The following is a 14,033-nucleotide window of genomic DNA, read 5'->3' as shown; positions in this document are numbered from 1 at the left end:
GCTCATCGCGACGATCCGCAACGCGGGAGCAGGGTCTGCCCCCCTCCCGCGTTGTGGTTTAGCGATTGGCGATCAAGCCGAAGCGAGATGCTGGCCGAAGAACGCAGCGAGCTTTTCGACCACGGGCGTTACGAACTGGGGCTTGTCGTACAGGTCGACATGTGTGGCGCCTTCGACGACGAAGAGCTCCTTCGGCTCCTTTGCCTTCGCATAGACCTGGTCGCTCCAGAACTTGGTCTCGGCCTTGGAACCGGCCACGACCATCAAGGGCCTCGGAGAAATCGAGTCGATCAGTTCGAAGGGGAAGAATGCCATCTGCTGGGGGAGGCTGGAGAACATATAGCGGTTGACCGAGTTCGGGTGCTGGCCTCGTGCCGTTCGGTAGTACTCGTAGCCTTCGCGGTACATGACCGGCGTGCTCGCGTTGAACTGGCTCGGTGAATCGACGACCACCGGTACGAGGCGCACAGGCTCGCCACGGGCTTCGCGCGCGCGCTGCTCGCCGGCATCCTTGAGCCGCTTGAGCCGCTCTTCGTAGGAGATCGAGTTCGATAGTCCCTGGCGGCGGCCTTCGCCGATGTCGAAGGTGCTGACGGCCGCCACAGCGCGAACGCGGTGCTCGATCTGCGCGTGGTTGAGGGCATAGCTGCCACCGATGCAGATGCCGAGCGACCCGATCCGGGCGGGATCGACCTGCGGATGCTTCACCAGGAAATCGATGCCGCAGCTGATGTCGTCCACGCGTTGCGCGGGCACTTCCATCAGGCGTGGCTCGCCGCCGCTTTCGCCCTGGTAGGATGCGTCGTAGGCCAGAGCGATGAACCCGGCCTCGGCAAGACGCTGGGCGTAGAGGCCCGACGACTGCTCCTTGACCGCGCCGAACGGGTGCGTCACGACAACCGCAGCGTAGGTCTTGCTGCTATCGAAGCCTGCGGGCTTGAATAGGTTGGCGGCGATGCTCGTCCCCATGTTGCGCGCCGGATAGGTGACGCGTTCGATCGTGACGCCTTTGTCGTTGGGGTAGTTGACGACGAAGGGCTTGCCGCCGGCTGCAGCCTGCGCCGTTGCCGGCCTGCTGGAGGCAAGTGTGGCGCCGACTGCTGCTGCGCCAGAGAGGACCAGAGCCGAGGTTCCGAGAAACCGGCGCTTGTTTTCATCGATACGTTCATCGGCCATCGGAAGTTTCCTTGTTGCAAGATGTTGGCAGGCCGCCAGATAAGGGCGATCATGCCGTCTCGATCCTGCAATAATCGAGACGGTGCAAAGCTGTTGTATTCGTGACTTGTCTTGGCGGTTTGTCAGAGCGGGCTTATTTTGTCGCAGATTGTACCGCGTGAGTTCGGCGCCGGATGATGTTCGACGCATAGTGCGCGGCCAGCACGCACAGTCCGGCTATCGACGCCAGATGGATGAAGAACGGCAGCGCTGCAAATTCGAAGTCCAGGAAACCCATCGTCACGGTCGCGGTCAGCTTGGACCACAGCTCGATCGCCCTCCAGCTATAGAGCCCGTAAGCGGCAATCGTCGTGGCAATGACCCGCAGCGCCGCCGTCCTCAGAGGATTTCTGGTCGAGAACCCGGCGAGCTTACCCATCGTCGCCATGATCAGTGACCATCGCAATCCGACATGGACGCTGACGATGATCAGGCCCCAATAGCCGGCGAGCGCATGGATCTGGCGCGTCGTGAACCCACCGCTGGGGGGCAAGACGCTGAAAACCGATCGTGAGATCATCAGGCTGGTCACCAGCAAGGCGATCATCGTCGCAGCCAGCAATACGGTCACGGCGAGATTGGTCGTAGACCGCGCATCCCGTCTCATTCTCGGGATTGCGCCGTACCAGCGTCGATTGAAGATGTTGTGCCCGATGATCAGCAGGAACATCGCCGTGCCGATCACCTCATGAGAGAGGTTGTCGAGCCAATCATAGGCCAGCGCGATCACCAGAAGCGTGGCCGCGATGAAATCGAGCGTCAGACGGAGAATGAACCGTCGGTTCACGCGTGGTTTTTCCAGCATGAGCCGACATCACGCCTACTGGATGACGGTGCCGTTGAACGCCTTCATGGCATCCATCGTATAGAGGTATTCGCTCGATGCGCGCCCCTGATGGCACGACTGGCAGCGCGCGGAATCATGGCTCGCCTGGATCGTCCGATCGGGGAAGTAGCGCTGAAACTGCCAGTCGCCGGTGCGGCGCTGGTTGTCGTAATCGGCACCCCATCCCTGACCCTTCTGCATGATGAAGTAATCGGCCAGCGCGCCGTTCCGGTAGATGACCAGCGTGACGTGCGCGCCGTCGGGAATGGGCTTGCCAGCCTTCACCAGATCGATGGTTTCACGGCTGGCGAACATCTCTTCGCGAACGCTACCGCGCACGACCGTGGTGTAGTGGACGCCCTTGTCGAAGTCGGCCGGGAAGGTCACCCGATTGGGCTCCGCGCTGGCTTTCCACCCGATGAGGGCGACGCCGCCGCTGACGACGAGCGTAGCCAGAATGCGTGACCACCAGCTGTCCATGTTGTTTCCCTGCCTCTATTCAACGACGCTCGAACGCATCTGCCGCGTGCTGACGAGATTTCTACCGTCGCGATGTCGCGGCGCTTTGTCAGCGAGAGGCTGTTTTGTCGTAAATTGTACGGCGCGCGTGCGGTCTGACCGCCGGGCCTTATGTGGCGCCGACGGCCATGGCGGACTTCTCGCCTGCAAGGGCGACCTCGGCTCTGGGCAGGCAAATGGCTGCGCGCAACCCCGGAGCGTTGTCTGTCAGCACGATATCCCCGCCGTGATGGCGAACAATCGCGCGCGCGATCGACAGGCCCAATCCGACGCCTCCCGTCTCACGGCTGCGGGATGTTTCCAGCCGGAAGAAGGGCGCGAACACCGTCTCTCTCATGTCGTCTGGAATGCCCGGGCCATTATCGAGCACGACGATATCGATCGTCGCACGCGTGTGGAGGATCGATACCCGCGCAAGTCCGCCATAGCGCACGGCGTTCTCGACCAGATTGCGAATGGCGCGACGCAAGCCATCGGGCCGGCATCTGTATGGTGTCTTGCTGCCGTCGACATACTCGACCGGTTGGCCCAGATCGGCGAGATCATCGCAAAGACTGCCCAGCAACGCATTCAGATCGACCGTTCGCGTCTCCTCAATGGTCGCGTCGCCTCGCGCCAACGCGATCATCGCCTCCGTCATCGTCTGGATCTCATCGATGGTCGCCAGCATCTTCTGCTGGACGTCGGGGTCGGTCACGAACTCGGCCCGCAGGCGAAGCGATGTGACAGGCGTCCTCAGATCATGGCCGATTGCCGCGAGCATCCGCGTGCGGTCTTCGACGAACTTGAATAGCCTGCCCTGCATGCGATTGAAGGCTTCGGTCGTATTGCGAATGTCGTCGGGCCCGACTTCCGGCAGGAATGCGACGTTCTCGCCTCGCCCGACAGCTTCCGCAGATGCAGCCAGCCGCCTGAGCGGGCGGCCGATCTGACGAGCGATGACGATCCCGATGAGCGACAGAATGATCGCGGTGATTGCCAGCGAGAAGAGCGATTGTGAACTCCACCAAGGGGTGGTTTCGGATCGATAATAGGCAGAATTCAGCCAGTTTCCGCCGCCCAGATCGATCGACATGCCAAAACCATTAGTGCCGCCGAGATAGGTGAATTGTGCGGCCTGGGGCAGCCCCCAAACCTGTGCTGAAGGTGTGACCCAAGGATCGCTTGCATTGGCATTGCCGACGGACCGAACTTCCGACAGGGCGACCGGCGTATTAACAGCCGAAAGGTGAGCCATGCCCGTCAGGTTGGCCAAAGGCCTCGCCAGCTCCCGCGCAGCCTCCTGTCTCCAGCTGTTGGGATCGGATGGCGGTTTGCTCGACAGCCAGAACCTCGAATTGCTGGTTTCGCCGGTACGGACGGCGTCCTGCCGAAAATCCGTCGGTAGTCTCTCGATCAGGCTCGTAATCGACAGCGTGCGGCTGAGAAACTCGCTTTTGGCCGCCGCATAGAGAGCCTTCTCGCGTTCATCCCACGAGATCAGGAAGGAGAGGACCTGCGAGCTGATGAGAGCCAGCAGCATGAAGCCGATGAATTGCGCTGCGAGACTCCTGCGCCACCATGATGTCATGATGATACGACCTTCGATGACAGGCTGTAGCCGCCGCCCCAATGCGTCTTGATGATCGAGGGCTTCTTCGGGTCGATCTCGATCTTTTTGCGCAGGCGGCTGACGTGATTGTCGATGCTGCGGTCGAAGACGTCCCCATTTCGACCGGCGGTCAGGTCCAGCAGCTGATCCCTGCTGAGAACGAGACCGGGGCGCTCCAGCAAAGCCGTCAGAAGCCGGAACTCGGCGGTGCTGAGCGCGATCCCGACGCCCTCGCTGTCGGTGAGTTCCTGACGACCGACATCCAGCTGCCAATGGTCGAACCTGATCACCTTGGACTTGATAGCTTGCCTGGTCTGCGGCGGAAGGCTGTTGACGCGGCGAAGCACCGCGCGGATCCGGGCCAGGAGTTCCCGCGGAACGAAGGGCTTCACCAGATAGTCGTCCGCACCCAGTTCGAGCCCGATGATGCGGTCCATGTCTTCGGCCATGGCCGTCAGGAAGATGATCGGAATTTGTGTGGACGCGCGGATGTGCCGGCACAGGGAAAGACCGTCCTCGCCCGGCATCATCACGTCCAGCACGATCAGATCGAGTGCGCTCGTCTCAAGGATATCGCGCAAAGCTGCGCCATTCTCCGCCAGGCTGACGCGGTAGCCCTGCTGAATGAGGTATTTGCCGACGAGATCGCGAATATCGCGATGATCGTCGACAACAGCGATATGGGCGATCTCCTGCATCGTTTCCGTCCTGGCGGTCTCGCTCCTGGACAAAGCAGTGGTCATGCTCATTTTCAGCGGTCGATCTCTTCTACACCAACACGCTGCGACATTGAGTCAAGCATGTCCGAGTGGCTACGAGCGCGGCGGTCAGGATTCCACACCACCAATGAAGTCTGGTAGTCGGCGGCTGTCGCAGAACTATGCCGATCGAAGACCCATTTGTACTCAATTGTATCAGGCGGACCCGCCCGCCAATGCCCGTTCAGAACGGAGCCGTCGGTCGTGTTGACAGCGTCTCGCGCCGAAGCAGGTCAGCGATGCGCTGCCCAAGCAGCGGACGCGCTGCAGCAATTGCATTACCGCTAGCAAGGGTTCGAACCAGACAATCAGTCGTCGTGGAAGGTCACACTTGCCGACAGTGGCGCGCGGTCCATGCGCGTACAGTTGGCCTGGGCGGTTTCATCCGGATAGCCGAATAAAATTCCGAAGAGCAGCTTCAGGTCACGCGATAGGCCAAGCGTCTCGCGGATCGTATCGGCATGGAGGCCTAGAACGGTCTGGGGCACGCCGCCCAACCCATGCGCCGCAAGCGAGAGCAGGAAGGTCTGGCCGTACATTCCCAGGTCGCTGGCAACGCGCACGTTATCGCCGATCGAGGGCATGAACAGAAACGCGGCATGCGGCGCGCCGAAGAAGGAGAGGTTCATGGCGCCGGCGCGTGCGCGTCCCGCCTCATCCTCACGCGCAATACCGAGACTGCCGTAATAGACCTTGCCCTGCTCACGTCGGCGATCATCGTAAGGATCGGGAAAAGCCCCCGCATCCCATGAAAAATCTGCAGATGTCTGGCCTGCCTCGCCGGCCGCGAGAAGGGCCTGGGAGAGTTCGTCACGCTTGTTGCCGCTGACGATATGCGTATTCCAGGGCTGCGTATTGCAGTTTGACGGCGCGAACTGTGCGTCTTCGAGAACCTGATGGATCACCGATTGGGGAACCGGGTCAGGCAGAAAAGCACGAAACGAACGCCGCGCACGCACGGTCTCGCCAAACGTCAAGGCAAAAGCGGTTGAGATTTCGCGCTCAGGCGGCGTTGCGATGTAGTTCATCCACGTTTTCCTCCTTGATGGTGGGAAAGCCGAGACGCTTCGTCCGAATGGAGGGCTGCACCGTTAATCTGCATCGCCAAACACCAGCGATGCAGAGAGATCGCGGTGGGCGTCGATCTGCTGCTTGATCGTCTGCAGTTTGTCCTCGATACCGGCCATGGCGTCCGGACCTGCAACGAAGCGGAGTGGCAGCGCTGCTGAATCCGACAAGGTGACCAGAGCGGCGGCGAGCTTTGCCGGGTCACCGCCTTGCTGGCCGTTCATGCCCCTCCAGGCGGTGATCGTCTGCGAGGTCCGCTCGGCATAGTCCTCGATCGAGGGCTCGGGCCAGATCGTGGAAGCGCCTTCCACCAGCAGTTCGGTGCGGAAGAAGCCCGGCTCGACCAGCATGGTGTCGATGCCATACGGCGCGACATCGAACCGAAGCGATTCCATCCAGCCTTCGAGCGCGAACTTGGATGCGGCATAGGCCGCGCAGAATTCCTGCCCGATCAGGCCCGCGGTGGACGAGATGGTGATGACCTGCCCGCTGCGTTGCCTACGCATGACCGGCAGGACCGCTCTCGTCACGTTCAACGGCCCGAAGAAATTCGTCTCGATTTGCGCCCGAAAATGCTCTGGGCTGATCTCCTCGAAATAGCCCGCATAGAAGTTGCCGGCATTGTTGACGAGCACATCGATGCGGCCGAAGCGGTCAACGGCTGCCTGCACAGCCGAGATCGCTGCGTTCGGATCGGTGATATCGAGCGCCACTGTCAGCAGGTTTTCATGAGCCCCGATCGCTTGGAGCACACGTCCCGCATTGCGACCTGTGGCGACGACGGAATGTCCGGCTGCCAAGGCTTTTTGTGCGATGTCGATGCCCAGTCCCCGGCCGGCGCCCGTGATGAACCATGTGTTCTTGTCAGCCATGTGCTGCAGCTTTCTCTACTTTCTGGATCTGGAACCATCCGGCCCTTGCCTCGATCTCAGACCAAAGCTTGTCGGGTACGACGAGTTCAGACAGTTTTGTGGGGTTCAGGGCCGTCTCGATCTGCTGCGATCGGCCCGCCTGCGCGTGTTCGACCCAATCGGGGTTGATCACAAGCCCGCGCCCGACAGCCACGAGAGAAAGCCCGAGCTCCAGCGCTCTGACCGCCTCATCGGGAGTCAGGATGTGGCCTGCCGCGATGACGGGAACCCGCCTGGCCGCATGATCGACGACAATCTCGGCCGTGGTCCTGTCCCCGGTCCCGATGGGCTTGGCCCCAAGGATGTTTCCGAGCGAAGCGTGGATATAGTCGATGCCGCCATCGATCAGACGATCCGTCAGCGCCAGCGCATCGCCGATACGGAGCCTGCCATCACCAGGCTCCTCGTGCGAGATGCGATATCCCAGCAGGAAGGGTCGGTCGGCATGGGCCTCGATCGTGCGTCTGACCTCGGCGACGACCGCCAAAGGGAAGCGCATGCGGTTTTCGAGCGGGCCGCCCCATTCGTCCGTCCGCCTGTTGAAATGCGGCGACAGGAAATTCTGGAGCAGAAAACCATGCGCGCCATGCAGTTCGATCCCGTCGAAGCCCGCTTCGATCGCCCGCCGTGTGCTCTCGCCAAATGCGCGGATCACATCGAGGATCTCGTCATGTGTCAGCGCGCGCGGGGTCAGCGCACGGTTGTAGGGACCAGCTTCGATTTCCACGGCGCTGGCGCTGACCACATCGCCGTCCGGTATCAGTTCGGGTGCCGCTTTGTTGCCGGCATGGAAGAGCTGGAGCACCCCGACCGCGCCGCCGCCCTTCGCGGCCTGCGCCAGCCGCGTCAGACCCGGGAGGAAGCTGTCGCCCCAGGCGGCGAACTCTTGCGTGAAGCCGATGCCGTTCGCCTGCACATGCGTGCAGCCCGTGATGACCAGGCCGGCGCCGTTCACCCGTGGGCGGTAATAGTCAATCTCGGCGTCGGCCACCGTGCCGTCGCTGTTGCCCGACCATGTGGTCATCGGAGCCATCGCGATCCGGTTGCGCAGTGCAATGCCATTAGAGAAGATGAAGGAGGTGAAGAGCTGGTCGTGATTGGATGTCATTTTAAAGCCAGTCGTATGTGTTGGTTTGAGTTGCATTTAGACGACTGACTACGGTGCATCCGAAATTCCGAACTGCGTCAGGTAGGCTATGAGATCGCTAATTTCTTGTGGGTTTTTTATTCCGGCGAAAATCATCTTGGTTCCACGCATATTTTCTCTTGGATTTTCGATAAACGCGGCGAACGTTTTGTCGTCCCAGACGAACCCTGCAGCCTTACTTGCCGCCGAATAGTTGTATCCATCCGCCGTCCCACTCATGCGGCCGAAGAGACCATTGAGCTGTGGGCCTACCCCGTTTCGGGCATTCTCACCGACCTGATGACAGGCACGGCACTTGTTCCAAGAACGTGCTCCGGCCGCGACGTCCTGAGCGAACGCCGGCAAGCTGGTTAGCGTGGCAAGAACAAACGTAATGACGAGGGCATGCATCAGAATTTTCTCTGAGCTTCGAGGACGTCGCCGGCAGAGGGCTTGGCCTCAATGCGAGGAAGGCGGTGGTGCCGTTTTCGTTATTGCCGAGGCCCTGCGGCCGCCTTTTCCGTAACGGCGTCGATGCCGCTGCGGACGCCTGTGATGAACCGGACTTGGTTCATGCCGAACTCCTGTCATCGCTCGGGGCGCTGCGACGCTCGGCCGGTCTGGATCCGTGATGTGCAGTCTCAGGCGATGGCGAAGGGAAGCTGGCGCAGCGGCTTGCCGGTCAGCAGCGCGATCGCGTTGGCAAAGGCCGGCGCCAAGGGCGGCAGGCCGGGTTCGCCCATCCCGGTTGGCGGATCGGCGCTGGGCACGATATGGACGGCGAATTCGGGCACGTCGGTGATTCGGGCTACGGTGTAGTCGCCGAAATTGCTCTGCTCGACGACGCCATCCTTGAGCGTGGTCGCCGAGCCGGCCAGGCACATTGAAAGTCCCATGACGGCCGCGCCCTGGACCTGCGCCTCGACGCTGCGCGGGTTCACGACGAGATTGCAGTGAACACCCGATGTCACCTTGTGCAGAACAGGCTGGCCATCCTTGACCGAGGCCTCCACCACATAGGCAACGACGGAATCGAAGGATTCATGGACCGCGACGCCCCAGGCACGGCCGGCGGCGAGCTTCGCCTTACCATAGCCGCTCTTGTCGACGGCGAGTTGCAGAGCGGCACGATGGCGCGGATGCGTGTCGCCGAACAGCGCCATCCGGTATGCGACCGGGTCCTGCTTCGTCGCGCGCGCGATCTCGTCGAGCAGCGTCTCCATCACGAAGGCGGTATGTGTCGAGCCGACGCTGCGCCACCACAGCACCGGCACGTTGAGCTTGGGATGATGCACGGTCAGGCGCATCGGCAGCGGATAAGGGTCGCGCATGCCTTCCGTGGCCGTGGCGTCGATGCCGTCTTTGACCTGGAAGGCGCCGAAAACGGTCCCAGTGGTGATGGACTGGCCCACGATGACATGGTCCCAGGCAAGCACCTTGCCTGTGTCGTCGAACCCGATGCGGGCGCGGTGCAGGTGCATCGGGCGGTAGTAGCCGCCCTTCATATCGTCCTCGCGGCTCCACACGGTGCGCACGGGCGCATCGAGACCGGCTTCACGCGCCCCCTTGGCGATCGCGCAAGCCTCGACAGCGACGTCGCTGGTGCTGGAAAAGCGCCGGCCGAAGCCACCGCCCGCCATCAGCACGTTGACCACGACCTGCTCCGGCTTGAGGCCGAGTGCCTTGGCAGCGGCACCGGCATCGAGTCCGGCGCATTGGCTGCCCATCCAGATCTCGGCACGGTCATCAGCAAGCCTTACCGTGCAGTTCAGGGGCTCCATCGCGGCATGGGCGAGATAGGGGAAGATGAACTCGGCCTCGATCTGCCGGGGCGCCGTCGCAAGCGGCGCCATGTCCGCGTCCATCTTGCGCGGCCCGGGCTGGCGCGCCAATTCGCGGTACTGAGTGAGCTGCCTTTCGCTATCCACCTTCTCGATCTGGGATGTGTCCCATTCGAGCTTCAGGGCGTCGCGCCCTTGCGTCGCCTGCCAGTAGCCATCGGCCACCACGGCCACGCCCTCGGCACCACCGTCGAGCGGTACACGCAGCACCGCCTTCACGCCCTTGATCGCCTTGGCCGCGCTGTCGTCCACCGAGATGAGACGGCCGCCGAAGACGGGCGGGCGGGCCACGACAGCCGTCAGCTGGCCAGCCAGACGCATGTCGATGCCGAAATCCTGCCGGCCGCTGGTCTTGGCCTGCGCATCCAGACGCTGCGTCGGACGGCCGATGATGCGGAAATTCTTCGGGTCCTTCAGCGTCACTGTCTCGGGGACGGGAAGCGCCATCGCGGCTTCCGCCAGTTCGCCGTAGCTTGCCTTGAGATTCCGAGGACCGAGCACCACACCGGCCTGTGTGCGGAGCGCCGCAACGTCGACCTTCCACTTGGCTGCGGCCGCGTTCAGCAACATGGCGCGAGCGCGGGCGCCGAGTTCCCGGTACTGGGTGTAGCTATTCTTGATCGTGTGCGAGCCACCCGTAAGGTGGATGCCGAACAGCGGATCGGCATAGGCCATATCGTTGGTGCCGTGCTTGCTGCGCACCAGGCTCCAGTCCGCGTCGAGCTCCTCGGCCAGGATCATCGGCAGGCCGGTGTTCACGCCCTGGCCGAACTCCAGCCGGTTGATGGTGATCGTGACCTCGCCGTTTCGGGCAATCTGAACGAAGGCCGACGGCTGCTGCGTCGGCTTGAGGGTACTCGCGACGGCCCCTTTCGACTGACCGAAGGCGACATGCGGGAAGGCGCCCAGCGCCAATCCGCTCGCGCCGGCGAGCTTCAAGAAGCTGCGGCGCTGCAGCATGGCGGGCGCTGCCTTGCCATGCGACATCAGGCGCTGGAACCCACGCGGCAGGTCGTTGGGGTCTATGTTGTGCAACATCACGGCGTCCTTCAGACGAGGCTGCGGGAGGCATCCGCGATCGCGGCGCGGATGCGGGCATAGGTACCGCAGCGGCAGATGTTGCCGGCCATGGCGGTGTCTATCTCGTCGGACGAGGGCTGCTTGCCGCGCGGCAGTGAGGCGATGAACGCCGTCGCGCTCATGATCTGGCCGCTCTGGCAGTAGCCGCACTGGGCGACGTCATGCTTGACCCAGGCGGCATGCACGGCTGCGCCGACGCGGTCGGCGCCCGCAGTCACCGCCTCGATCGTGGCGATCTTCTTGCCCACCGCTTCGGAAACGGGGGTGCTGCAGGAGCGGATCGCCTCGCCGTCGAGATGGACCGTGCAGGCGCCGCACAGGGCTGCGCCGCAGCCGAACTTGGTACCTGTCATGCCGAGCGTATCGCGCAGGGCCCATAGGATCGGAGTTGCGGGATCGACATCGAGCGTATGCTCACGGCCATTGATGGTGAGGGCAAGCATGGCTGATCAGTCTCCTCGGCTTATCGACCTCCGGGCGAACCGCGCCGCGATGATCGTATGCCGACAGATATCGCTGGAACCGCCATTCGATTAGTCTCTATAATTTGCTTGAGCTTATGAGCCGGGGACATCAATGAAGCGCGGCGACCTTTCGGACCTGGCAGCTTTTGCCGTGGTGGCGGAGCAAGGCAGCTTCACCCGCGCCGCAGCTGAGCTCGGCCTCTCGCAATCGGGCTTGAGCCACGCCATGAAGGCTCTCGAAGAGCGGCTCGGTGTGAGGCTCCTGTCTCGGACAACTCGTTCGGTCTCGACCACCGAAGCCGGCCAAACGCTCCTAAGATCGCTGCGTCCTGCCTTGGACGAAATCGCATCGAGCGTGGGCCTCGTGAGCGCGCTTGGCGGCACGCCCTCGGGCACGGTTCGCCTGACCGCCACCAAACACGCCGTATCTTCGGTCTTGATGCCCGTGCTACCGCAATTCCTGTTGCAGCACCCCGACATCAAGCTCGACGTGATCGTCGATGACAATCTCACCGACATCGTAGCGGAGCGTATCGACGCTGGAATCCGCTTTGGCGACATCGTCGAGAAGGACATGATCGCAGTCCGGATCGGGCCCGATATCCGCATGGCAGTCGTTGGAGCGCCGTCCTACTTCGCTACTCACCCCGTACCGCAGACGCCACGCGACCTGTCGGGCCATCGCTGCATCAACTACCGCCACATCAAGACCGGCGGCCTCTACGCATGGGACTTCGAGGAGCAGGGGCGGCCGTTCGAGGTCAAGGTCGAGGGGCCGCTGGTCTTCAATAATTCAGATCTGATCCGGGATGCGGCGCTCGCCGGCCAGGGTCTGGCGTTCGTCTACGAAGACGAAGTTGCAGCCGAGATCGAAGCCGGGCGCCTCAAGCGCATTCTCGAACCATGGTGCCCGACATTTCCCGGCTACTATCTCTACCATCCAAGCCGACGACAATCCCCACCAGCGCTTTCGGCACTGATTGCCGCGTTACGGTTTCGATCTTGAAACGCCCTGCAGCGGCCGAGTTTGAGTCGGAGAAGTATTGAGTGAGCCAAGTCTGTTGGTTTGGGAGCGTCCGCTGTCAGGCGTTCGCCCAATGTCGGCAAATGGCACGAGCCGGTCCAGTTGGGTAGGCGTGCCCAACTTCTGAAAACTATCCACAGCGGCTGTTGTCATTGGTACAAGGCGTCAGATTCCACCATCTGCGTAGCATCGATAGTGTCCGCCTGTGGTCGATTTAGTCAGAATCGAATCCGCCGATCTCCTGTATTTGCACGCTAGGCCACTACGACGATCTAATCTTGTTGAGCCGGCCTGATTCCTGGCTCTCTTAATCGTCCCCGATCCAGGGCCGCGCGTCGTGTGCGCCCGAGAAAGGACGGGGACGACGTGGCGACCACTCACCGGAAATCCGAGGCGATCACGCGGGGAGCGCGCATGTTGCGCACTGCCCTTGGCCCCGCCATCGCTCGATTCCTGGAAGATCCCGCGATCGTCGAGGTGATGCTCAACCCCGACGGGCGGCTCTGGATCGACCGCCTTTCCGAAGGGCTTTCCGATACGGGGCAGCGGCTCTCGCCCGCCGATGGCGAGCGGATCGTGCGCCTGGTGGCGCACCATGTCGGCGCCGAGGTCCATCCGGGTAGCCCCCGCGTCTCCGCCGAGCTCCCCGAGACGGGAGAGCGGTTCGAAGGACTGCTGCCCCCTGTCGTCTCATCGCCTGCCTTTGCAATCCGCAAGCCCGCCGTCGCGATCTTCACGCTCAATGACTACGTCGCCGCCGGCATCATGACTGGCGCGCAAGCCGCAGCGCTGCGTGATGCCGTGGCGTCCCGCCAAAACATCCTCGTCGCCGGCGGCACCTCGACCGGCAAGACGACACTCACCAACGCGCTGCTGCTTGCCTATGCCAAGGTACAGGTCCGTCTGGCGATCTATCGAGAGCAGACGTCGGAGGGGCCAGTAGAGATCCAAGCGCTCAAAGAGAACAATTCCCTCAATCCTGCGCGGTCACCCGCTCCGAGATCACGCGAGTGCTCGGTGGTGAGCGCACTTTCGGCGAGAGGTGATTGATGAAAGCGCTCCTGACGTGCGAGACGATGCTCCCTCGAGGCCGCGCCGCTGCCGCGACGATCATCATCATGGTGGCGTTCAACGGCATCTTCCTGACCGCGAACGGCCTTTTCATGCTGATTGCGCCACTGGCTTGGTACGAGATGGTTCCGGGCGTCACTGATACCGGCTTCTTCAACCAGCACTTCATTCGCGACATCGGGATGATCCAGATGTTCCTCGGCGTGGCGTTCGGCCTCGGGCTGTTCGCGCCGGAGCGTCGCGTTGGACTATGGACAGCCGCGACGTCCTGGCTTTGCGCGCACGCGCTCTTTCATTTTTGGGAGGTTGCCGTCGGAATCTGCTCGCCTGCTGTCATTCCGCGGGACTTTCCGGCGGTGACGCTGCCGGCGCTTCTCGGACTGGCGCTGACGCTCTGGGCACTGCGGAATTCCTTGCCGGCAAGCCGAAGCCCCTCCCTGTCCGCCGCTGCCCAGCCGCTTGACTGCGCCTCCTCCTGTCTTCGACGCCGACGTCTGGATTGATCGGCGAATTCGTTGGCCAAGCCACTCCAGGCGCTA

At 62.4% G+C, this 14,033-nt stretch carries 13 protein-coding genes and 1 pseudogene; 3 read left to right on the top strand and 11 right to left on the bottom strand.

What is annotated here, in order from left to right; genetic code table 11:
- Positions 1-72: 72 nt before the first annotated feature.
- From C4S73_RS09655 to C4S73_RS09605, 11 genes are all read right to left on the bottom strand, one after another.
- Positions 73-1,176: an alpha/beta hydrolase gene (locus tag C4S73_RS09655; RefSeq protein ID WP_103872250.1), complete on the bottom strand. Its 1,104-nt coding sequence runs from the start codon at positions 1,174-1,176 to the stop codon at positions 73-75.
- A 133-nt stretch (positions 1,177-1,309) separates the two neighbouring features.
- Positions 1,310-2,002 (bottom strand): DUF4405 domain-containing protein, encoded by a 693-nt coding sequence (locus C4S73_RS09650; protein WP_103872451.1) that lies wholly within the window; start codon positions 2,000-2,002, stop codon positions 1,310-1,312.
- Positions 2,003-2,035: 33 nt separating this feature from the next.
- Positions 2,036-2,521, bottom strand: a complete 486-nt coding sequence (locus tag C4S73_RS09645) for a cytochrome P460 family protein (protein ID WP_103872249.1) — start codon at positions 2,519-2,521, stop codon at positions 2,036-2,038.
- 148 nt (positions 2,522-2,669) lie between these two features.
- Complete coding sequence (locus C4S73_RS09640; RefSeq protein WP_103872248.1) at positions 2,670-4,130, bottom strand: ATP-binding protein; 1,461 nt, start codon at positions 4,128-4,130, stop codon at positions 2,670-2,672.
- Positions 4,127-4,849: a response regulator gene (locus C4S73_RS09635; RefSeq protein WP_103872450.1), complete on the bottom strand. Its 723-nt coding sequence runs from the start codon at positions 4,847-4,849 to the stop codon at positions 4,127-4,129. The genes C4S73_RS09640 and C4S73_RS09635 overlap by 4 nt, the downstream gene beginning before the upstream one ends.
- Before the next feature lie 368 nt (positions 4,850-5,217).
- On the bottom strand, positions 5,218-5,937 hold the full coding sequence (locus C4S73_RS09630) for a nitroreductase (RefSeq protein WP_103872247.1): 720 nt from the start codon (positions 5,935-5,937) through the stop codon (positions 5,218-5,220).
- A gap of 63 nt (positions 5,938-6,000) precedes the next feature.
- Positions 6,001-6,849, bottom strand: coding sequence for an SDR family oxidoreductase (locus C4S73_RS09625; protein ID WP_103872246.1), 849 nt, complete (start codon positions 6,847-6,849; stop codon positions 6,001-6,003).
- Positions 6,842-7,996, bottom strand: coding sequence for an NADH-dependent flavin oxidoreductase (locus C4S73_RS09620; RefSeq protein WP_103872245.1), 1,155 nt, complete (start codon positions 7,994-7,996; stop codon positions 6,842-6,844). Before C4S73_RS09620 ends, C4S73_RS09625 begins: the two co-directional genes overlap by 8 nt.
- A gap of 48 nt (positions 7,997-8,044) precedes the next feature.
- Positions 8,045-8,425: a c-type cytochrome gene (locus tag C4S73_RS09615; RefSeq protein WP_103872244.1), complete on the bottom strand. Its 381-nt coding sequence runs from the start codon at positions 8,423-8,425 to the stop codon at positions 8,045-8,047.
- A gap of 230 nt (positions 8,426-8,655) precedes the next feature.
- Positions 8,656-10,893, bottom strand: a complete 2,238-nt coding sequence (locus C4S73_RS09610) for a xanthine dehydrogenase family protein molybdopterin-binding subunit (RefSeq protein ID WP_103872243.1) — start codon at positions 10,891-10,893, stop codon at positions 8,656-8,658.
- Positions 10,894-10,904: 11 nt separating this feature from the next.
- Positions 10,905-11,378 carry a (2Fe-2S)-binding protein gene (locus tag C4S73_RS09605; protein WP_103872242.1) on the bottom strand — a complete coding sequence of 158 codons (474 nt, stop codon included), beginning with the start codon at positions 11,376-11,378 and terminating at the stop codon, positions 10,905-10,907.
- A 133-nt stretch (positions 11,379-11,511) separates the two neighbouring features.
- Here C4S73_RS09605 and C4S73_RS09600 point away from each other — a divergent pair, with 133 nt between their 5' ends.
- The 3 genes and pseudogenes from C4S73_RS09600 (at position 11,512) to C4S73_RS09590 (ending at position 13,997) form a co-directional block, all read left to right on the top strand.
- Complete coding sequence (locus C4S73_RS09600) at positions 11,512-12,405, top strand: LysR family transcriptional regulator (protein ID WP_103872241.1); 894 nt, start codon at positions 11,512-11,514, stop codon at positions 12,403-12,405.
- A 384-nt stretch (positions 12,406-12,789) separates the two neighbouring features.
- Positions 12,790-13,467: pseudogene (locus tag C4S73_RS09595) on the top strand (ATPase, T2SS/T4P/T4SS family); the annotation flags it as partial.
- 5 nt (positions 13,468-13,472) lie between these two features.
- A complete protein-coding gene (locus C4S73_RS09590; protein WP_200827971.1) occupies positions 13,473-13,997 on the top strand; it encodes a hypothetical protein in 525 nt (174 codons plus the stop codon).
- The last annotated feature ends 36 nt before the right edge of the window (positions 13,998-14,033 follow it).

This window comes from Allobosea lathyri (assembly GCF_900108245.1).
GTDB classification, from domain to species: Bacteria; Pseudomonadota; Alphaproteobacteria; order Rhizobiales; family Beijerinckiaceae; genus Allobosea; species Allobosea lathyri.
This window is presented reverse-complemented; position numbering and strand designations above follow the sequence as displayed.